Genomic DNA, 21,994 nt, shown 5'->3' on the forward strand with positions numbered 1-21,994 from the left:
GGGGGAAAAAATTATGCCGATTTTAGGAGCTTTCATGGTACCTCATCCGCCTATTATCCTACCCGAAGTAGGTGACGGCGAAGAGAAAAAGATTTCCGAAGTAACAGCAGCTTATGAGAAGGTAGCTGACGAAATTGCAAGCCTCAAACCTGATACTATTGTTATCTCAAGTCCTCACAGCATCATGTATGCGGATTATTTTCATATTTCTCCCGGGAAAACTGCTTATGGAGATATGGCTCGTTTTAATGCTGAGCAGGTAAGCTTTGACGCCGAATATGATGAAGAACTTGTAAGCACCATCTGCCGGATTGCTGAAAAGGGCGGCATGGACACATCTGACAAGACGAACGATTCAGATAGCGAAGGTCAGGGCGGTCTGGCTCTGCATGAATTCCCCGCAGGCACTATGGGCGAGCGCGACCCTTCCCTGGATCACGGAACAATCATTCCGCTTTATTTCATTTGCAAAAAATATACTGATTTCAAGCTGGTTAGAATTGGACTCTCCGGCCTTCCTCTGGCACTCCATTACCAGATGGGGCAGATTATTCAGAAGGCTGTGAACGAAACCGGAAGACGTATAGTCTATGTTGCAAGCGGTGATCTTTCTCATAAGATGAAAGAAGAAGGCCCCTACGGCTTTGCTCCGGAAGGACCACAGTACGACGAGCGTATAATGGACGTCTGTGGCAGCGGCGACTTCAAGCGTCTGTTTGAATTTGAAGACAGTTTTTGTGAAAAAGCTGCTGAATGCGGACACAAATCCTTTGTAATGATGGCGGGTGCGCTTGACGGTCTCTCCGTAAAGTCCGAAGCTCTTGTCCACGCTGCAACCTTTGGAGTAGGCTACGGAATCTGCCGTTTTGAGGTAGGCGGCCCTGATGAGAGCAGGCATTTTCTTGATATATGGAGAGATGAGAAGTTAGATGAACTAAGAGAGAGGCAAAAGGATGAAGATCCTTATGTAAAGCTTGCCAGATTTTCACTTGAGAACTACGTCAACGCAGGTAAAACCTTGCATGTAAAGGACGTTATGGATATGGATCTGCCCAGGGAAATGTATAAAAACCAGGCGGGCACTTTCGTCTCGATACATAAAAACGGTGCCCTTCGAGGCTGCATCGGAACCATAGCACCGACCTGCGGCTGCATAGCAGAGGAAATCCTGCAAAATGCCATAAGCGCAGGAACTAACGATCCAAGATTCCCGATGATAACGCCGGATGAACTCCCCTGGCTTGAGATAAGCGTGGATGTTCTTGATGAGCCGGAGCCCATATCATCACCGGACGAACTTGATGTTAAGCGCTACGGAGTAATAGTTCGAAGCGGATATAAGCGCGGTCTTCTCCTTCCTAATCTCGATGGAGTTGACAGTGTAATACAGCAGATAAATATTGCCTGCCAGAAGGCGGGGATCCCCAAAGGGGAAGAAATTAGTCTTGAGAGATTCGAAGTTGTAAGGCATGAATAAAAAGCAATAATATCAAAAAAGCTTATCCATCAGGCCTGTTTTTCTGATGGATAAGCTTTAATATTTTTATCTTTTTTCAGATTTATTATCTGTAATGCTATCTATCCCGTTTTTCATGGCTTTGGATACCTTGTTGTCCATCTCAGTGTTTATCTGGGTACTGAGCATATCCATGATCCTGCTACTGCCCTTGGAGAAATTCATGGCCGAGTGGCGATCCATGGACTGCTTTTTTCTGTCCTCTTTGTGATTCATATCATAGCTCTGCCTCATTGTATTATTCAGAGTACGCATAGCCTGGAGTGAATCATAGACATCGGAAAACTCTTTTCCCACCTTCTCTTTGGCTTCGTCAGCTTTTGAAAAAGAACTGGAAATAGCATCTACGGCGCTCTTTTTGTTACCTTTTCCAAGTCTGTAAATGCCATCGGAAGAAAGCAGTGATCCACTGCCCGAAAGTCCTGTCTTATCAAGATATAAATCTGTCAGTCTTCCCATAGAAGAGGATAAATCGTAACTCATAATATGCCCTCAGTCCAAAGTTTCCATAAACTACTAGTCATTATCACTCATGCATCTAACTCTCATGTATACTTTCGCTATATATATCGGCATATTTTTGCAAAAAATAAACCCACATCACCAGGCATAAGCCGGCAGATATGGGTTTATATATCATCTTTATTCTTCTGATTCTTCCTCTGATTCGTTCTTAGGCGGTGCTGCCGGTATTCTGCTGTAGGTCTCTGCCATCAGTCTTATACTTCTGGCAAGATCCTCCGACAGATAGTTTGGCAAAAGTCTCCACATCCAGTTGCCGTCAGCTGTTCCGGGCGTGTTGATTCTTGCTTCTTTTCCTTTACAGAGATAATCCACAAGAGGAACTATACACAGATCCGCCACCGATCTGTATGCTTCTCTTATAATATCCCAGACAAGAGCACCGTAGTTCGTATGCAGCGAATTGATATATCTTCTGGTAAAATCGCGCTCTCCGTCCGATATCTCCTGAACCCATGCAAAGGTCGGAGTATTATCGTGAGTTCCGGTATATACTACGCTGTTTCTCGTGTGCCTATGATTTACATAGATGCTGTCCCAGCTTGTAAAGCCGTACTGCAGAACCTTCATCCCGGGGAATCCCGAATCCTCAAGGAGCTTTATATTCTCCTCTGTAGTGGTGCCGAGGTCCTCAGCAATCATATTAAGCTTACCGAGCTGTTTCTCCAGCGCCTTAAACAGATCCATTCCGGGACCCTTCATCTGCTTTCCGCCCCTTGCATCCTTATCGCCATAAGGAACCTCATAGTACTCAGCAAAGCCATGAAAATGATCGATCCTGATGACATCAAACCATTCGTAATTGCGCTCTATTCTCTTTACCCACCAGGAATAGTCGTTCTTCTTAAGATAGTCCCAGTCGTAAACAGGATTACCCCAGAGCTGGCCATCCTTTGAGAAAGCATCCGGAGGACATCCGGCAACCGCCTTAGGAACAAGATCCTTATCCATTTGGAAAACCTCGGGGTGCGACCAGCTGTCAGCACTGTCCATAGCCACATAGAACGGAAGGTCACCGATAATCTTAACCTTGTGTTCAAGGGCATATTTATGAAGCTTTTTCCACTGTTCATCAAATTTAAACTGCTCAAAGCAGATAAATTCTATCTCGTCCTTAAATTCGCCTCTTGCCTTATCAAGAGCCTTGGGGTCTCGTTTTCTTATATCCTCAGGCCAGTCAAGCCATGATTTTCCATCCTGAGCAGCCTTTATCGAAACATAAAGCGCATAATCCTCAAGCCAGTATTCATGCGTTTTCCTATATTCCTTAAAGGCCTTCATATCACCTTTTTTGAGGAAATTCTCATAGGCTTTTTTGAGAATTAATGGTCTGTTTTCATAAAGCTTTCCGTAATCGACTTTTTCCTGATCACTTCCAAAATCGATACCGTTAATATCGTCCCAGGTCAAAAGGCCTTCCTCTATAAGCTTCTCCGGTGAAATAAAATAAGGATTGCCCGCAAAAGCTGAAATGGGCTGATACGGAGAATTTCCAAAACCTGTCGGTCCAATAGGAAGAATCTGCCAGAAGCCCTGATAAGACTTTTCAAGAAAGTCCACAAAATCATAGGCTTCTCTTGAAAAACAACCGATACCAAACTTAGACGCCAGTGAAAAAACCGGCATCAGAATTCCGCTTTCTCTGCTCATAATTCTCACTCCCCTCTCAAAACTTATACAGCTATTGTAGCATAAAAAATGCAGAGCGCCACATTTCGTGACGCTCTGCGTTGTCAGATTTTATGAAAAGCTCTTACTGCACTTCTCGTTTTTTCTTTTTTCCTACGAAGAGAAGAATTGCCAATGCTGCAGCTGCTCCTATAAGAACAAAGAGTCTTGCTGTATTTGTGGAATCTTCTGTTGCTCCTCTTCTTGAGCCAAGTACTTCACCCTTCTCCTCAGAACCGTTCATAGGTCTGATTGCACCAAGAACCTTCTTTTCCTCTGTGGGAGGATTATCGTTATTCGGTGTCGGATCATAGTGGTTAGTCTTCTTCGGCTTATCAGGCTTTTCATGCTTATTGTGCTTCTTCGGCTTATCCGGCTTGTCAGGAGTCTCAGGATCCTTCGGCGGATCACTCTTCGGATTATCCTTAACGGTAAGTGTTCCGGTAACCTGCTTAATACTGTAATCAAGAGGCTGAACCACATTCACAAGCTTATAATTAAATGTGTTAGGTGTGCTTCCGACCTCTGTCTGAGAAGCAAAATCAGTATACTCTGCACTGTCGCCTGTTGCAAATCCGTCTGCACCTACTGTGATATCAGTAGCTGTAAGAGGTGTTCCGTCATAAAGCTTCTCTGCTGAAGGAGAAACAAGCTCAACCTCTCTGGGAAGGATATACAGATGTCCGATTACGGCACTTGTAGGCTGCTTCTCTTCTGCATTTACTGAAATTCCGGAATCAAAAACTATCTTGAACTTATCGGATATGTCTTTCTTAAGTCCTTCAACAGTAATCTTCTTATTCTTGGTCTCAACAGATATCGGATATCCTGCTCCATCGGGAAGAACGTGCTTACCGTATCCGCCTGTTACTGTAAGTCCACTTACAGTAATGTTAAACTTAATACCATTATCAAGGCTAACCTCGACCTTCTTATCATCTACAGCGAAGACCTTATCTTCCTCAGCAGCACCCTCATTAAGGGCTACAGGTTTTCCTGAAGAAAGAGCTTTTATCTGCAATGCTTCAGAAAGTGAAACAGCTTTGGGCTCAGGCGTTACAGCACTACTGTTAAGATCCAAACCGTCAAGAGCATTCTTAATAGTTTCTGTATCAACAACAACATCTACATCCATGTTTCCACGGTGGTTTGAACCATCATACTTAATATATGTATCGCGGCCGTCCTGATCTGATGCAGCCTTGATCTTAATAATAATTGTTATAATCGAATCGGGCAACCAGACTGCATAGAAGTCTGTATCACTCATAAGAATTTTGCTGTCGCCGGGATCATAGTATTTTCCGTCTTTATCCATCCAGCAAAGGAATGAATATCCTTCAGGTGCCTTAGTAAATACTCCTTTATCATCACTTGCATCTGTTTTGGAATATTCTTTAAGTACATGTGATGATCCTGTCAGCTGTTTCTCAAACGGAACAACATCCGGCTCACCCTTAACATCTTTAGGATAATTTGCATGATATCTAACTGTTACATAAGCGCGGTTGAGGTATCCATCAATATGATATGCCTTTTCACCTTTAGCTTTATCTCCAACATTTTTGTACACATACCATGTGATATCACTTGCCTTGGGACTTCTTAATTCATTAGTTGTTTCATCAAGAACTTTATACTTCTTCAATACGTCATCGTTCACAAAATCCGCATCTATCAGATCTGTCGGCACAGTATCAATTTCAGCATTAATCCTGGCTCCTGTAGGATCCCAAACGTTTCCGTTCCCGTCTCTTTCACTATCGGGTATTGCGTAGAGATCTCTCTGTGCGGTTCCAAGCCACTTCTCATAGCTATAACCTTTGTTCATCTCGGGATAATAATTCTTATCATCCTGCTGAGTTGAATTAGCCGGTATTGGCTGATTAGGAAGAAGCACATAATATGCTACCTTTGTTTTTCCTAATGATTTAGGATCCACCTTGTAATATATTACAAAAACATTCGTATCAGGATCATTATTCGGATTATCTACTACTTTGTCGATAGTAGTAACATTGTTTTTATTTTCCTTATCGAATCTATATATAGTGTTTCCAAGAGATACATTATTCTCCGGAGTGAGAGTTAATGACTTATCAACTACAGCTTCCAGGTTACCAAAAGGATTTACCTCATCAGTTGAGTTGAACACAAATGAAGGAGCATCTGTATATTTGCCATCATTATCGCTTATAAATATTTTTACATTATAAGTTGTTATTACAGGCACTTCAGTATTTCCACCTGATGTTTCACCCTCACCAGTTGTATTGCCACTACCATTTCCACCGGATGTTTCATTTTTTTCTGTCTTTGTGCCTTCAGCATTTCCATCTGACGGACTCTGAGTATAAACAGTATTTGCAGGAGTATAGGTCTCTTCTACAGGAGCATCGGGATCATCAATGATTGCGCCTTCGATAAACCATTTTTCTCCTGTTACATGAGAAATCTTATTCCACTCAACTATCTTATTCTCGCCAGGAATAACATTGGCAGCTGCCCAATTGTAGAAGCCTTCTGTAAGTCTTGCAGCAACAGCATCTTTCTCAGTAATATCTACATTACCTGCCTCATCGGTAGGATCTATAGAAGTAAAATAGTCAGTCAAAGTAACTTCTGCGCCTGTATCCTGATTAAAGGTGTCGAAATAAATTGTTTCACTATCCTTAATAACAGAAACAACAAGCATACCCTTTTCAACTCCAGGAGCTTCTTCTACGGTCTCTCCGCCTTCAGCGGGAACTGTAGCAAGATCCTCTGTAGTAGGAGCTTCTTCAGTTGCAGCGGGTGCTTCAGGCTCTGCAGGAGTTTCGACATTTTCACCATTTGCAGGTGTCTCAGCAGGAGCTGCTTCGGGAGCTACGCTTTCGCCCTCTGCAGGTGCGGGAGCCTCTACCTCTCCTTCTTCATCATTAGCTGCGGGAGCAGTTTCTTCCACTGCCTGAGGTTCTTCTGTAACTACCGGTTCCTCTGCCGGCTGTTCCGGTTCCTCTGCAGGTGCTTCAGGTTCCTCTGCAGGTGCAGCGGGAACTTCAGCTATCTCAGTTACTTCAGTTGAAGGTTCTGTGTTTTCAAACACTTCGCTTAAGCGAACTTTTTCTTCAACTGAGGTTACTTCTTCATTTGTACCCTCATCCGCTCTTACACCAATGCTGTTATAGTCAGACACGAAGGTCCGAAGCATCAGCACAAGTACAAGTGTAAAAGCAAGTTTTCTCACTATACTCTTCTTCATAATCCCTCCTAAGATTAAAATTTTCATTCGACTATATAATTATATGAATTATTTTTTCACTTTTGGTTACGAAATATGAATAATTCTGTTCATAATTCGTACTTGACAAGAACATTTTTTTGTGATTATCCGATTTTTTATTATCAGTTTCCTAGTGCATAGAAAAAAGCGCAGGCCTTTATTATTCCTACGCTTTAGTTTCTTAATATTAATATCAAATTGGTATGAAATTACAGTGCTTTAAGTACCTCACACAGGTACTCCCAGGTTCTCTTTGTAGAAGCAACGCTGAGTTTCTCACCTGTAGAATGAATATCCTGCATATCAGGACCTATTGAGACACAATCAAGGCCATCGATTTTTTCGGAAAACAGACCGCACTCAAGTCCTGCATGAATAGCTTCAATTCTGATATCCTTTTTATAGAGTTCCTTATAGACCTTGGCCATTGTATCTCTAAGCTCAGACTTCTCAGCATATGCCCATCCGGGATATTCTCCGGTGACTTCAAATATTCCGTTGAAGCCCTCGATTATTATCTCCATTTTACGAAGAAGAGCTTCCTTTGCAGGAGCAACCGAGCTTCTGACAGAATAATCAAGAAGGAAGGCCTCATCCATAGTTCCGGCGCTCTGGCTCGCAGCGCCTTTTCCTTCAACCGCTCCGGTCTGACTGCTTACTATCTTCAGTATGCCCAGATTCAGTGAAGTCTCAACCAGACCTTCAATGGATGAACTCATTGACTGAACACCGTAAGGCATAGCACATATGCATCTTGCGAGTTCTATAACCTCTGCGCACGGAATAACTCCTGAAACCACTTCTCTCTTCTCATGAGTCTCCGTAAAGGTATCAACACTTGAATCAAGATTTACGGACGCCATATTTGAAATATCGGTCTTTTCGGGCTCGAGAGTCTTTTCGTGTACTTCTTCTACAACAATTGAAAGTCCCGGATCTCTGCTTCCAAGTTCTGCCTTGAAATCAGATTCCACTTTATAAGCAATTGAAGACAGTTTTCCGAAAAGTGAGAAGAAAGATACATCGGGTCCTACAATATTACCGTGCATCTGAGAGGCCAGTCCCATAAGCAAAAGCTCAGCCTCACAGTCTGTAGCAATCGCGTTGTCGGCAACACCGCCGTTAAGACTTATAATACCAACCTCGAGAGCATCGGTTATCTCGAGAAGAAGTCTGCCCATGATCACATTGGCATTGCCGCGGCCTTTTCCTATCATTTCACCGGAATGTCCACCCTGAAGCCCCTTAACACGTATCTTAACCTTTATTCCGCTCTTATTCTCTCTTGTCAAAGGAAGATATCCATGAAATCTTGCGCCACCTGCACAGCTTACGATCATCACGCCTTCTTCCTCGTTGTCGATGTTTATCATCCTCTTGCCTTCGATGTCATCGCATTTAAGAGCCATTGCTCCATCCATTCCAACTTCTTCATTAGTAGTAATGATGACTTCAAGGGGCGGATGCGGAATCTTTTTGCTGTCAAGAAGCGCCAGACAGTAAGCCACAGCTATACCATCATCTCCGCCAAGACTGGTCTTATCAGCCCATACAAACTCTCCGTCGGTTTTTACATCAAGTCCGTCCTTCTCCATATTGATTTTTGCGTCTTTTTCCTTAACCGCAACCATATCCATATGTCCCTGAAGGATAACCGGAGCATGCTTCTCATAGCCCTTGGTTCCCGGCTTTTTTATTATTACATTAAGATCGTTGTCCTGACGGACGTACAAATCTCTGTCCTTTGCAAACTTTACAAGAAAACTGCTGATCTTTTTCAGATTCCCCGATCCATGTGGAATTCTGCATATTTCCTCAAACCATTTAAATACCTCTGTGGGCTGTAATTTTTCAAATGCCATTATATATACCTCTCATCTCTATATTAAATATTTGTTGAGCAAACGCTAACATCTAAATATATCATCTACCATAATAACACACTTTTTATTTCCTGCCTTCGCAGACGATGGTTTTATCGTTTTTTTATTATTTTTTTAATCCCTTTTCAGTAAATTTGCACTGGGTGCATGTTAAAATCAAAATGATATATAGTGAACATTTAACATGCACGAATTAAGCGTAGCAGAAAGGATGGCCTATGAATGCACAACAGTACAGGCGCGCCAATAAAGTCAGTTTTATTGTTTGTATTATCATTATTGCCAGCGGCACAGTTCTTGCATTGAATAATCTGCTTGGTAAAGGACAAACGCTTGGTGTTATAGCTATAATTATCAGCGCCATATTCGGCATACTTATGGTGGTTGCAGGCAATTATAAATATCCCGAAGTAAAAAAGGGATCAGTACTTATCATGGGCGGTGCTACAATCTTCTACTTCGTTTTGCTTATCGCGTCCGATGATCTGATTTACTTCGCATTCGGACTCCCAATTCTGATCAGCAGTATGATCTATTTAAATATCAGACTTTCCCGAATTGGTATTGCTGCAATAACCCTTTCCTTTGCAATTACCTGCATCAAGGCTCTTGCCTCAGGCAAGCTTTCTCTTGAATATGTACCTCCGCTTATTACTCTTGCTCTTGCATTCATCACAAGCTTAAGTGTTGTAGGTCTTCTTACCAACTTCAACAATGAAAATAATGATAAAATCAATCGTCATGCTGAAAAGTCGTTGAAAACCGGTAATCAGATGGCTGAAATTGCTAATACAATCACCGATCTTTTCAACAACTCACAGAGCAACTTATCCAGCCTTCAGGAGATCATCGAGTCTCAGCAGTCCGGGATGAATGATATAGCAAGCAGCATGGAGAGCACCTCGCAGGCTATAAGCCATCAGGCAGACAAAGTTCAGCAGATTCAGTCCGAAACACAAACCACAGAAGAACACACACAGGAGATGTCCCGTGTATCAAAACAGACCCAGGATACGGTTCAGGAAGGTGTGAGGGTTATCGAAGAACTCAAGGAAAAATCACAGAATGTAGCTGCTACCAGCCAGGTTACAGTAGAAGCAACTCAAGCCGTTATCAATAAGGTTGAAGAAGTCCAGAAAATTGTCGGCGCTATCATGTCAATTTCCAAACAGACTAACCTCCTGGCACTAAATGCCAGCATTGAGGCTGCCAGAGCAGGTGAGGCCGGAAAAGGATTTGCGGTTGTTGCTAATGATGTCAGAGATCTTGCAGGCGAAACAAACAATGCTTCAACTGAGATTACAAGAATCATCAACGAGCTAACCGAAGATGTTCAGAAAGCTATGGCAAGTATCGATGACAGCATTTCATCCGTAACAGAGCAGAATGAAATGATTGAAACCGTAGGGAACAATTTTGACAGTATTAACGCAAACGTAACAGATATGCTTAACAGATTCAGTGATATCGAGCGAGGCATGCAGACTATTGCATCTTCTACCACTGAAATAAATGATGGAATCAGTAATTTGTCCGCAACAAGCCAGGAGGTTGCCGCTCTATCCAATGACGGTGCCCGGGCTGCCGATACAGCTGTAAGTCAGTTTGATGACTTCAAGGGAATACTTCTCGAGATATTCCAGCAGGCAAATAAACTGCAGGATATGCAGACAGATAAGGATTGATACATCAGATAATAATCACTGCAAGGTGTATAAAAAATCCGGTTCGAGTCAAATAACTCGAACCGGTTTTTAATATACATATCATCTTTACTGATTTTCATCAGCTGTAACAGCTTCTTCAATTTCTTTGGTTATCTCATCTCCGGAGCCGGGTGCCTCAACCTTAACAAAATCACATCTTACAGTTACACGGCTTGCGCCTCCGATGGTACAGGTAAATACTGTGAAATCCCAGGTTCCTTCATCCATCTTGTCGACTTCATAGGTTCCTATGTCCTCAATATAAGTAACCTCGTAGTAGTACTTTCTTCCATCTACATCGGTCACAATGATTGTATCTCCTGCAACCAGGTTTTTCAGATTACCAAAATGCCTCTGATAGTTATGTCCCGCAACAATCAGGTCGTTCTCATATACAGAACCCTTATATCTGCAGGGTGAAGTCTTGGCATTCACGGAAGACCACTCTGTCTGTATCGGAAGTCTTATGTCAATAGCCGGGATATCAATTATTCCTATAAAGGACTGTCCATTTACATCAACTGATTTCATCAGTCCCGTAGGATTCATATCAATAGGAGCATTTGTTACCTGTGCCTCAACTCCTTCAAGGAGCCCCGCTGCACTTACTCCGGCCTCAAGATCCTCGTTCTGGTTATGCACTATGATATTAGCGGCAATTCCAAAACACAGGAATCCCATAAGGATCATTATTCTACCTTTTGTAATTACTTTCATGTTAAGCCCACCTTTTATTCTTAAAGCAAGCCCCCATTATTTGTGTCATGTCCAAATCATCTTAGGACTATAAACACTTTTTTCTACCTTATCTCCAACTGTCAGATTTATTTTCTGTGCTTCTCACTTCTAAATCCAAAGATTATAAGAAGTATACCCAGAATAGCAAGTACAGGAATCGGCCACCAAAGCTGTCCTGTCTGAGGAAGTCTTCTTGCACCTAAAACCTCGGGAAGCTCTCCGATAAAGTCTCTGATAGCTCCAAGTACATCAGGCGTATCATCCGGTGTCGGATTATTCGGTGTATCCGGGTTTTCCGGTGTCTTAGGTGATTCCGGATTATCAGGTTTTGTAGGTTTACTTGGCTTGTTCGGCTTATCCGGTGTTTCAGGAGTTTCAGGATTCTTAGTATTTACAACAATGAATGAATTCTCATTTCTTGAAACATTTGAAGTATAATCATCGGTATTCATTACTTCTTCTACCGTAAAATTATGCCCCTTTTCATATTGCCAACTGTACTGCCAGTTATTTTCATTTGAAAGATCTACAGTCTCGAGAAGGTTTCCATCACAGTAAATCTTAACTGTAATTGACTTTGGTCTGTCCTCTCCGCCGTTATCAATCCACTGCTTATACACACTGAAAGGTTCCGGATCATCTTCAAGGTGAACAGCCTCTCTTTTGGGAATAGCAATTACATCATAGGATGCATTTGACCATGTTCCGTCCCATCCGTTACCCTGATTCTCTTCGAGGTTGTTAGGCCCCGGAACTACTGAAAGGAAATCCCAGTATTTATACTGAATCTGATCAATTACAAGCGGATCACTTATTCCAAGATAAAGACCCTTATCAACTTTTCCGAATTTTGCATAACCTTCTGCATCGGAAGTAGCTGTATAACTGGGCTGAACACCATTTGCCGCGATACATTTGCTCGCCTCTGTAATGATGTTATTCCACTTATCCTGGTCTGCTATTGAATACATATCTTTAATATCAAGCCCAAGACTATCAAAGGGTGATACAACAGTAAACTGACCTGTCTCAGATATGGATGCAATCTTGTAGGCTTTAACGTTAACTCCTGCCATCTTTCCATACTCAGGAATATCTCCGTAGGAATTAAAGTAGTAGTAAACCGACAATGTAGCGTCCTTATTCATGTCAATGGTACCAAGTCCGTTGTTATTATTCGAACTTGCACTCGCTACCACTCCCGGAAGCAGGAACATCGCTGACATGCTAAGCGCCGCAGCTCCTACTATCAGTTTTTTCACCTTCTCAAAAATCTTCATAAAAACTTACCTCAAATGTCTGCGTAAATCCTCTACTGTCGCAGATTTTTTCTTTTTCCCATGGTCTGATGTACTAATCACAAACCAAATAAACAGAACTAATATTATCGGTCCTGCGATAAACGGTGCAACAAGAAGATTATTTATCTTTGTCGCATCAGCAGGTACTATAAGCCTTGATTCTTCATTATAATCAACACGCCTGCCCCTTACGAGCATTCTGTGAGTGTTTACACCGTAAGGTGTACACGTCACCAGCGTGACATAGTCTTTGTCAGGATAAATCGTCAGGCTCTGCGTCTCCTCAGGAAGTACTATAGAAATATTATCAACCTGATATGCAAAAGTCTGATTCATTATATGCAGAAGGAAGGTATCTCCTTCTATCATCTGATCCAAGTCAGAAAAAAGTTTAGCGGACGGAAGTCCTCTGTGTCCGGACAAAATCGCATGTGAGCCTGTTGTTCCGGCCGGAAGCGATGATCCCGGTATATGTCCGATGCCGACCTGCAAAACAGATTCGGTAACATCGTGATAGATTGGCAGGTCAACTCCAAGCTTTTCTATTTCAATATGTCCCATTACTCCGGTTCCGGTGGGATCAAGTATTGAATGGTACTCTGCCAGTTCTTCTTCTGATAAATTAAAATTCATTCCGCGAGAAGCAATTTTCTCATTATACTCTTGAGCCTCATTCCAAAACTTCTCGTAGTCCGCACTTGTTAAATCTTCCAGAGCCTCAGAATATGTATCAATGGCTCTTGTCTGGTTCTTGGTATTAATGTAATTACTTACGGACGGATACAAAAATATACCAAGTCCAACAACAAATATTGCTGTAAATATGATGTTTGGTAATTGCTTAGCAAAGCCCTTACTCTTCATAATTTTTCCGTCCAAATTTACAAACAATCGATAGTCAGTCAGGCTATAAAAGCCTTCCCCACAACAAAATTCTCCCCCTTATTCCTATAAAGCCCCCTCCGAAATAATATATCTGTATCCCGGATCGGGCGGATGAGCCCGAGCCGGTGTACAGTATGTTTCTATATATATTGTCTACAGAAACAAGATTCAATTATTCCAGTAATAAAATACGTGTAATAATCCCTCTACTTCAACGAACTTGAATTACTCAGCGTCAGCCTTTCTGCGTACTACGAAGAATACAACAGCTGCTACGATGAGAAGTCCACCGATGATGTAGAAAATTGTTGTACCGATACCACCTGTTGAAGGAAGTGTAGCACCGCTATAGTTTGCAATCTCTCTGAGATTTGCAGGGTTGCTGACAGATCCATCAGTTCCTAATGTATCGTCCTCTAAATCAAGGTTGAATACTGCATCATCACCTGCAGGAAGGTTATATCCTTCAGGAGCCTTTGTCTCTCTCAGCTGATAATTCTTGCCATCCTCAAGACCACGAATAATGATCAGACCATTAGCATCAGAAACAACTGTTGAAGATGCATCAGCTTCATCGCTGGGATAATATACACCATTGTCATGCTTAACCACTTTAATCTCTGTTACTTCTTCTCCATTTACCATCTCAAGAGTAAACTCAGCGCCTGCAAGATTAGCATTTGTAACACCATCATACTTATGAGCACCGGTCTTCTTTAAGCCATAAGGAACCTCATCCTTTGTAATGTAATTACCATATCTAAGCTCTGCTTCGTTCTTTCTGCCTGTATCAACGATAGCATCCTTAGTTACTCTAGCCTTGAAAGTGATTTTACCTGCCTGAGAAGCTGGTTCTGTAGATGTTGTTTTAGCAAACTTAAAGCCAAAACTATATCCTTCAACAGCATATTCCTCATAAGAAGTTGAAATACCAGAAACTTCAGGAGTTCCAACTAATTCAAGACCGGAAGACATCTTATCCAAAACTATAATATCTTCACTTGTGTTGTAAGGTACAGTAACATCAATGCTATATTCAATAATGTCTCCAACCTTAACTACAAGTTTATCGTCTGAATAATCTCCTACGTTCTCTTTTCTCTGTTTCTTATCAAGAGTAGGATAAACATTCTTCTCTTTTACAGTACCACCATCAACAAATGTGTTAGCGATAAGCTTTGTACCAACAGATGAAATAATAAGATAGTATCCGTCATCGCCTACAGGAATTTTTGTCGCGCCTGCTGTAGCCGGTACATTAGTTGCAACTGCAGTAAATGCGTTTGTACTAAGCTTCTCCTGAATAGCCTTAGCTAATGCATCTCCATCAGTTCCTGTAAAGTTTGCAAGATATCTTGTCTCTCCGTTTACTGATACCTGTGAAAAAGTAAAACCGATCTGCTCAAGAACAGCTTTCTGATTAGTGTCTGTTACATAATATGTATACTCATTATTGTCTGCTTTCTCAGCACTGAGAATCTTATATACAGTGTAAGTCTGTGCTTCTACTGCAGCTTCATCCACGCCTGTCTGAGTAGCTGAAGAATCTCTTGTGATAGTGATGTCAGCAGCATTTGCTGTCATTGCGGAACCTGCAGTAAATGTTATGGAAAATGCCATAGCACCGGCAAGGATTCCTGTGATAAATTTCTTTAAACCTTTCATGTAAAACCTCTCTCCTTTTGTCTTGAATCTTGTCTGTTTTAGACGTTTTTTAGTTGCTTTGTTACTACTTATATCAGGTGCAAATGAGCACCTTGTTAAAATGCTTTTAGCATTTTAATCCTTTTTTCTGCGGCCAAAGAGCAATGCTCCTGCTGCCGCTGTTATCATAACAATTCCGATTATCATGAACGGAACCGTTCCCATGCCGCCGGATGATGGAAGTACATTTACAACAAGTATTCTGTTCGTAATAGTTGCATTTCCATAACTGTTTCCATCTCCAAGACTCATTACGAATCCCGGTTGAACAGAATTGTTATTGTATTTGTAGGAAATATCATATGTATCATATGCTTCTTCCTCAACAGTGTACTCATAGGTATTACCCTGAGCATCGATGATAGGAAGTCTCTCCTCATTCCAGGTCCATCCGTTTTTATCAGTGAGCTGAATGGTTTTATAAACCTTCCAACCATTATTATTTCCGGCAATCCTCTGCTTAATGTAAGCTGTAATTTCCTTAGGTATTACTTCTCCGTCATTAGATTCGGGTTTAATCCACTCTTTCTTGACTGTAAGAGTTCCATACGCTGTGTTATTAAATACAACCTTGCTTGTAGCATTTGAGCACATCACCTTATAAGCTGATGTGTCAAGCGCACCTGTCTTCGGATTTGTTCCAAGGTAAACCTCACAGGTTTCTACAAGCTGTGTGCAATTTTCATCCAGGTAATAATAAACATCCGCACCAAGATAATGGAATTCTTCCGTCTGATTCGTCGAATTAGGTATACCCGGATTAGCAAGCTTCGAGTATGTATAACTCTTAGTGAAATAGGTGTCCTTCTTACCAACAACAACTACAACATAATATGCCTTGGTATCATAATCCACCCCGGAAGCATCACCTTTTTGCTCCGTAATCTTGTACTTGTATGTACCCTCGTATCTGTACAGGATATTTCCGAAATCAGCTATAGCAACGCCATTTGTCTGTTTATCCTTACCCACTGTCACAGTATTATGCTCAGGCATAGGTTGAGGATCACTGTTTGAATACGGCATTCCCTCAGAATTTGTTATATTGTATCCCATAGGTGTAATTTCAAAGGTGAATTCCATATCATCAAGCCAATTACCACCTAAAAGATTCTTAGTAGCCCAGATAGGAGCAAACGGAGGACTGTAGTAATTTGATATCTGTACAGTTTCTGTAGCACCACCTACATGGACATTTTCAGGCGGATTGTAACTCTTATTCTGAACATTTGATGAGAAAACGGCTCTAAAGTTATTTCCGCCGTCGCCCATGTATTTGCCACCTTCAGAGTCAACTGTAACCGCATAATGCGTAACACGTGTCAGCTCTGCGTCCTGCTTAACAGTGATTGAATCATTTGAAGGATCATACTCGAATGTAAGTCCATCTCCAACCTCTGTAACTGTATAAGTTCCTGCAGGAAGGTCAAATATAGTCCACTGCGCACTGTCGTTATAGACGACTCTGTATTTGATATCCTGTTTAGTCTTTTTATCCTTCTTAGGCTTATGCTTAGAGGTGTATTCATAAGCATAGTCTTCTTTTCCGGCACTTCCTACAAAGCCCCTAAACCAGATATATGAGTCGTCCCCCTCTCTCTGCAGTTTGAAGTAAACATTCTGCAAGATTGCAGAATTTCTGTCTTCTCTTACCTGCTTTTCTCCAAACTCGTTAACAACCATCTTATGAATACGAAGGTTACCCGTCGCACTGTCATGAACGTTGTTAATGCCGATACTTGCCTCTTCATTGAGACGCTTTCTTACTGTAAGCTTATGTATTTCCTTCTTCTGGTAAATATAGTTTGCAATAACAGCTCCGGGAACTGCTCCATTATCAATAATCACCTTAGCCTCAGGAGCAAGGAATGTTCCTGATACTGTATCCAGAGAAAGCGTACCCTGATAAGGAAGTAAATTATTGTTGCTGTCACGCTGCAATGGATTGATGATTATCTGATTTGCAATCTCATTCCAACCCTGTCCTGTGGGAATTATATTTCCCGCAGCATCTCTTACAGCGAACTGCGTGATATCATAATTACCACCACAAAGTGTAAGATCAAGATTTATTACAAGAAGCTTATTACCAAGATCGATACCATATCTTGTCAAATAGTTATTAACAGTATCTTCATCCAGTGTATTCTTATAAGCTTTTGTAACATCCTTTCTAAAGCCATCACTTGTTCCAATAGCATTTATAACTATTACGTCATCGCTACTCTTTAAAAGAGCAAGCTGTTTAGAAACATTCTTAGCTGTATCAAGTAGCTCTGATGCTTTATATACTTTTCCTTCATAAGTCTTTCCTTTACTGTTATTAGGGAAAGAGTACTCAGTATAAGAGCCATCTCTATTCTTAACAACAACCGTATTTCCATCGATTGTCTTCAGTGCATCATATAAGTTTGTACCGGTCTCATTGCTCTCAACAAATGAAGTACTGAATGTTCTGACTATATCCTTGTCACTTTCAGTAACGAACGCATTTGAGTCATACGTTACGGTAAATTCAGTATTATTACTCTTGAAAGTACCTCCGTTAGGAACTATGTTTCCACTAGCCGGATCAATCTCATACACATAAAATCTTCCATATGATTTCAGTGTTTCTTTACTAAACGCATCTAATAGACTAACCGTTTCAGATTGACCTGTAACATTTATTCCGAAATATCCAATATTCTTTGGATTGGTATTCTTCTTGGTATATTCCTCAGAATATAAACCGAAGTAGAAAACACCGGGTTTTGTGGAGTATTTTGTAATATTGTATCCATCATAGGAAACATGTGTATAAACCTCTGAAGAATTACCAAAATCAATAATTTTCTTCAAATGATTAACAGCTATGTTAGCCTCGATGTCAGCATCTCCGGATCCCTCGTAAGTATCTGCTACAGCACCAAACATTGTGCTGTCACCAAGAGACCTTACAATCTCATCCGCAGACATTGTGTTCGTTCCTTCCCAGGAAATGATATTGCCCCACAAATAAACCAATGCATATGTTGAGAATGATCCTGAATCAAATGAAACATTATCTGATTCTTCTTCGAACTCAACCTCTACGTTGTTTTCTTTTTCATCAAGGACTTCTACTTTAACATCTTCAGCAGTAAAGTCAGTTGCTTCACTCGTAGCATCTACATTTTCCATAACAGCTTCGGAAATAGGCAGATGAACAATTGAGACATCCTCGGGCTTTACAAATCCATTGTCTTCTGAAACAGGTTTCTCATTCAGCTTCATGGATACTGTAACCGCACCTGCCTCAGGCTGATATTCAACCCCGTCAAGTTTGAAAGCTATGTCATAAAGAAGAGTATTAGTCTCATCGAAAGTCTGAGCTTTTTCTTCCTCATTACGATCTGCAATCTTATCAGCATTGTCATTCATCGCCTTAAGATATGCATCATAGTTATATCCTTCTGTCTTAGCATTGATCTCGGTAACACTAAGTTCTATGCCTTCAGGGAAAATACCCTGTGAGTTCATAGTCGCAACAACTGTTACCTTATCATCAGAATATGTAAACTCTGTCTCTGTACTTGCCTTGTAATATGTGAGGATTATCTCAGCATCTTCATTTACTGTAATGATCTGTCCATCTTTAGTTGTTAACTCGTAAGAAGAAGCTTTGTTTGCACCCTCAGCAGCATTACCATCAGAAACTGCTGCATTTTCTCCAAGTACAGCCTTTATTGATGTGATTTTCTGATTGTTATAAGCAGCGCCAATATAGAAGTAGTTCTCGATAGCTTCAACATTTTCTTTCTTTGAAATGCCAAGCTCTTCACCTATATTAAGCTTAGTTGCTTCTCTGAGTTCTGCTCCATCCTTATCAACATACTTAGCAGTAAGTGTTATATCGCTTTCTACTACCAGCGCATATGTAAGAACTACCGTCTTGTTTTCCTTTATGGAAACAACTGTTTCATCTTCAGCAGTTACTTCGTAATACTTGTGATCGTTTGCGTCCTTCTTAGCGACGATCTTGGTGATTACTGTTCCGTCGATTGCAGCATTTACAAACTCATAGCCTTCCTGCTTGGGAGCTTCGGTAGTAAAGTCGAGGCTCTCGGAAAGGTTGATCTCTTTTTCGTCAGCAATCTTCTCGCCAGCTTCATTCACATAAGAAACTGTGAGAACAACATCCTCTGTAAGCTCGGTGTCTCCACTATCTGCAAGCTTAGAACTATCTTCTGTATTCTCAGTCTGCTCCTCAATTTCAGTTTCCTCACCTGCTGCGTTCTCCTCAGAGCTTTCACCCTCAGTAGAAGCATTTACTTCTTCTGTAACAGCAGTCTCTTCTGTGCTCTCACCTTCATTTGAAGTTTCAGAATTCTCTGTATTTTCTACATTCTCAGTCTCTGAAGCACCTGTCTCACTTTCAGCGGAAGCCTCTTCACTTGTATTTGCGCTTTCAGCTTCTTCACTTGAAGCAGCTGCGTTCTCTTCAGAACTTTCACCTTCTTCGCTATTTTCTACAGGAGTCGCGTTTTCTGTGCTTTCTTCTTCGTTTGTAACTCCGGCTTCTTCAGTTCCCTCTTCGCTGCCTTCACCGGTAAGCACCATTCCCACATCTTCTGCGGTCTCCTCAGATACTGCGGATGCCGCTTTATTAAGGGCATACATTGTTGTGCAGGTAACAAGTAGTGCTACAACAAGCATCACAGATATCCATCTTTTTAAGAAAATGTGCTTTTTTACAAACCCCTCAACGCGATTGTTATCTAGATTCCTCATTCTTTCCTTCCCTTAACCTGTTCTCCATCCCGTTTTACTGCAATTCCGGCTCTTCCATGCTTTCATTGCCGGTGCTGGCCTTACTTTCAATTCCCCCGAAATCCTTAAAAGGATATATCCTGAAAAACACTCCGCCAATCAGCTGTTCTGCGGAAACGCATCCAACTGTGGTGGATCTTGAATCAATCGAAACCGATCTGTGATCTCCCAGAACAAAGTACCTCTTATCCGGTACCTGATACGGGAACTCAACCTTGTCGCCTTCTCCCATTCCGGCAGCATACTGACTCGGATCCGAAATATATGGTTCATCAAGTTCTACGCCATTGACAAATACCTTGCCGGTCTCGTCAATGTTGATCCAGTCTCCCGGAGATCCAACAACTCGTTTAACAAGCACCTTGTTGTTGTAGTAAAAAGCGATAAGTTCTCCTGTTTTGAACTCAGAATAGTTATTCGCTATTACTATCTGTCCTGTCTCCAGAGTGGGAGTCATGCTGTCACCGGTAACCTTAAGAACTGTGATAAAAAAGCTTGATACAAGTACCGATAGCGCCGCAACAACTACGATAACCACAAGAGTATTCCTTAGGGCTCTCTTATAGTCGTGCTTTCTGTATTCGCGCTTAAGCTCTGCCTTCAGTTCATCCAGCGACGGTTTATTCAATTGATCATTTGGAGTTTCTTCGACTTGGACTTTTTTGATTTCCGTATCCATATTACTCCTTGTTTAGTCCAGGCTAAAACGCACTTGAATAAATGCGATTCAGCGGGTAGCTTTCTCATTATAAGTGAGGTACAAATTTTTATGTTTACGAAATATGAAATGATTTATTCATAATTCGTACTTGACAGCGTTGATTACTCATGCTTCATCCACAGCGGCGGGGTTTTCAGTGGTGGTTGAATTTTCAGTTTCCTCAATTTTTTTTGCTTTTTTTGATTGAGTTTTCTTAACCTCAGCTATTTCGCCGCTTTCAACCTCATCATCTGTTTTAGTTTTCTTGGAGGTGGCTTTCTTTTTTGTGATTGAGTTTTTTTCGCCTGTTGTTTTTTTAGTTGTTGCTTTTTTGGTTGTCGACTTTTTAGTCGTAGTTTTTTTCGCTGTCGTTTTCTTTACGGTTTTCTTTTCAGTTTTTTCATCGACAGCTTCCAAAGCCTTATTCTCATCAGCCTCAGCTTCAACTAACTCTTCCGGTTCAGCGGCCTTCTCAGCTGCCTCTGTCTTCTTAAGAGTTCCTGAAAGTCTCTTAATCCTGAGCATCTCCTCGGATTCGCCCTTTTCCTCAGGTTTAAATCCGCGCTCAGCTTCTGCTATTCTCATAGCCTCTATCTTCTTTATAGTCTCTTCATACTGCTCTGCGGCCTTCTTTGCAGCTTCAAAGAAGCCGTTTATGGAAAGTACCGCCTCGGCAAGTGTGCCTGCATCTTCTATCTGTTGTAACTTCTTCTCTTCCTCAGCGTGAAGGGCATCTCTTTCTCTCTCAAGGCGCGCATGAAAGCCTTTGAACTCTCTCTCATGTCTGGCCCTAAGTCCCGTGATATCCTTTTGGAAAAGTGCCTCTGCCTTTGCCTTCTGTTCGTTGAATTTTTCACGCATCTCTGCTTTCTCTTCATTAAAGCTGTTAAGAAGCGCAGCTCTTTCAATGGCAGCCTGCTGCATATATGCTGCCTTCTCCTTTGCGTACTGGGCCTGAAGTTCTTCCTTTTGCTGCGTGAATTTGCTTCTCATCTCAGCCTTCTCTTCATCGAACTTGGCCAAAAGATCCGCTCTCTCGTCAGCCATCTGCTGAAGGAGCTGTTCTCTCTCCTTGTCGAACTGTTCCTGCATCTCCTTCTCGTGGGCTCTTATTGCCTCACTTTCTTCGGAAAATTCAACAAGCATCTGAAGAAGTTCTTTTCTGTTAAGTTTTCGTAATTCTTTCTGTGCCATGGCTCACCTCTATGAACACCAATCTTTGATCGCAACAATTATTAGATTATGACTTAAAGAATACATTACAAAAAACGCATACACATTATAGCCCAGTGCTATTATTTTCGTAATAGTCATTTTT

13 protein-coding genes are annotated in these 21,994 nt (G+C 41.5%); 2 read left to right on the plus strand and 11 right to left on the minus strand.

Annotation, left to right across the window (positions count from 1 at the left end):
- Positions 1–13: 13 nt before the first annotated feature.
- On the plus strand, positions 14–1,477 hold the full coding sequence (gene amrA / locus BMW61_RS06615; protein ID WP_091820662.1) for an AmmeMemoRadiSam system protein A: 1,464 nt from the start codon (positions 14–16) through the stop codon (positions 1,475–1,477).
- Between the two features lie 66 nt (positions 1,478–1,543).
- On the opposite strand, the gene BMW61_RS06620 is transcribed toward amrA, so the two are convergent.
- From BMW61_RS06620 to BMW61_RS06635, 4 genes are all read right to left on the minus strand, one after another.
- The gene (locus tag BMW61_RS06620) at positions 1,544–1,999 is read right to left on the minus strand and encodes a hypothetical protein (protein WP_022760528.1); all 456 of its coding nucleotides are present in this window, start codon (positions 1,997–1,999) and stop codon (positions 1,544–1,546) included.
- Positions 2,000–2,158: 159 nt separating this feature from the next.
- The gene (malQ, locus tag BMW61_RS06625; protein ID WP_022760527.1) at positions 2,159–3,688 is read right to left on the minus strand and encodes a 4-alpha-glucanotransferase; all 1,530 of its coding nucleotides are present in this window, start codon (positions 3,686–3,688) and stop codon (positions 2,159–2,161) included.
- 103 nt (positions 3,689–3,791) lie between these two features.
- A complete protein-coding gene (locus BMW61_RS06630; RefSeq protein ID WP_091820496.1) occupies positions 3,792–6,947 on the minus strand; it encodes a hypothetical protein in 3,156 nt (1,051 codons plus the stop codon).
- Positions 6,948–7,177: 230 nt separating this feature from the next.
- Positions 7,178–8,830, minus strand: coding sequence for an aminoacyl-histidine dipeptidase (locus tag BMW61_RS06635; RefSeq protein ID WP_139176236.1), 1,653 nt, complete (start codon positions 8,828–8,830; stop codon positions 7,178–7,180).
- Between the two features lie 239 nt (positions 8,831–9,069).
- On the opposite strand from BMW61_RS06635, the gene BMW61_RS06640 reads away from it, so the two are divergent.
- Positions 9,070–10,536 carry a methyl-accepting chemotaxis protein gene (locus tag BMW61_RS06640; RefSeq protein WP_022760524.1) on the plus strand — a complete coding sequence of 489 codons (1,467 nt, stop codon included), beginning with the start codon at positions 9,070–9,072 and terminating at the stop codon, positions 10,534–10,536.
- Between the two features lie 87 nt (positions 10,537–10,623).
- Here BMW61_RS06640 and BMW61_RS06645 read toward each other — a convergent pair whose 3' ends face one another.
- The 7 genes from BMW61_RS06645 to BMW61_RS21810 form a co-directional block, all read right to left on the minus strand.
- Positions 10,624–11,274 (minus strand): sortase, encoded by a 651-nt coding sequence (locus tag BMW61_RS06645; RefSeq protein ID WP_091820499.1) that lies wholly within the window; start codon positions 11,272–11,274, stop codon positions 10,624–10,626.
- 107 nt (positions 11,275–11,381) lie between these two features.
- Positions 11,382–12,575: a Cna B-type domain-containing protein gene (locus BMW61_RS06650; protein ID WP_091820500.1), complete on the minus strand. Its 1,194-nt coding sequence runs from the start codon at positions 12,573–12,575 to the stop codon at positions 11,382–11,384.
- A 6-nt stretch (positions 12,576–12,581) separates the two neighbouring features.
- A complete protein-coding gene (locus BMW61_RS06655) occupies positions 12,582–13,460 on the minus strand; it encodes a class C sortase (protein WP_022760521.1) in 879 nt (292 codons plus the stop codon).
- Between the two features lie 246 nt (positions 13,461–13,706).
- Positions 13,707–15,146 (minus strand): SpaA isopeptide-forming pilin-related protein, encoded by a 1,440-nt coding sequence (locus BMW61_RS06660; RefSeq protein WP_022760520.1) that lies wholly within the window; start codon positions 15,144–15,146, stop codon positions 13,707–13,709.
- 114 nt (positions 15,147–15,260) lie between these two features.
- Positions 15,261–19,937 carry a Cna B-type domain-containing protein gene (locus BMW61_RS06665; protein WP_091820663.1) on the minus strand — a complete coding sequence of 1,559 codons (4,677 nt, stop codon included), beginning with the start codon at positions 19,935–19,937 and terminating at the stop codon, positions 15,261–15,263.
- 34 nt (positions 19,938–19,971) lie between these two features.
- Positions 19,972–20,655 carry a signal peptidase I gene (gene lepB, locus BMW61_RS06670; RefSeq protein ID WP_022760518.1) on the minus strand — a complete coding sequence of 228 codons (684 nt, stop codon included), beginning with the start codon at positions 20,653–20,655 and terminating at the stop codon, positions 19,972–19,974.
- A 147-nt stretch (positions 20,656–20,802) separates the two neighbouring features.
- Positions 20,803–21,870, minus strand: a complete 1,068-nt coding sequence (locus BMW61_RS21810; protein WP_091820502.1) for a hypothetical protein — start codon at positions 21,868–21,870, stop codon at positions 20,803–20,805.
- Between the last annotated feature and the right edge of the window lie 124 nt (positions 21,871–21,994).

The organism is Butyrivibrio sp. ob235 (assembly GCF_900109475.1).
In the GTDB taxonomy this organism is placed as follows: Bacteria; Bacillota; Clostridia; order Lachnospirales; family Lachnospiraceae; genus Butyrivibrio.

Bases quoted from the DNA above. Each gene is read 5' to 3' on its own strand.
- amrA (WP_091820662.1), top strand. From the start codon at position 14: ATGCCGATTTTAGGAGCTTTCATGGTACCTCATCCGCCTATTATCCTA.
- BMW61_RS06620 (WP_022760528.1), bottom strand. From the start codon at position 1,999: ATGAGTTACGATTTATCCTCTTCTATGGGAAGACTGACAGATTTATAT.
- malQ (WP_022760527.1), bottom strand. From the start codon at position 3,688: ATGAGCAGAGAAAGCGGAATTCTGATGCCGGTTTTTTCACTGGCGTCT.
- BMW61_RS06630 (WP_091820496.1), bottom strand. From the start codon at position 6,947: ATGAAGAAGAGTATAGTGAGAAAACTTGCTTTTACACTTGTACTTGTG.
- BMW61_RS06635 (WP_139176236.1), bottom strand. From the start codon at position 8,830: ATGGCATTTGAAAAATTACAGCCCACAGAGGTATTTAAATGGTTTGAG.
- BMW61_RS06640 (WP_022760524.1), top strand. From the start codon at position 9,070: ATGAATGCACAACAGTACAGGCGCGCCAATAAAGTCAGTTTTATTGTT.
- BMW61_RS06645 (WP_091820499.1), bottom strand. From the start codon at position 11,274: ATGAAAGTAATTACAAAAGGTAGAATAATGATCCTTATGGGATTCCTG.
- BMW61_RS06650 (WP_091820500.1), bottom strand. From the start codon at position 12,575: ATGAAGATTTTTGAGAAGGTGAAAAAACTGATAGTAGGAGCTGCGGCG.
- BMW61_RS06655 (WP_022760521.1), bottom strand. From the start codon at position 13,460: ATGAAGAGTAAGGGCTTTGCTAAGCAATTACCAAACATCATATTTACA.
- BMW61_RS06660 (WP_022760520.1), bottom strand. From the start codon at position 15,146: ATGAAAGGTTTAAAGAAATTTATCACAGGAATCCTTGCCGGTGCTATG.
- BMW61_RS06665 (WP_091820663.1), bottom strand. From the start codon at position 19,937: ATGAGGAATCTAGATAACAATCGCGTTGAGGGGTTTGTAAAAAAGCAC.
- lepB (WP_022760518.1), bottom strand. From the start codon at position 20,655: ATGGATACGGAAATCAAAAAAGTCCAAGTCGAAGAAACTCCAAATGAT.
- BMW61_RS21810 (WP_091820502.1), bottom strand. From the start codon at position 21,870: ATGGCACAGAAAGAATTACGAAAACTTAACAGAAAAGAACTTCTTCAG.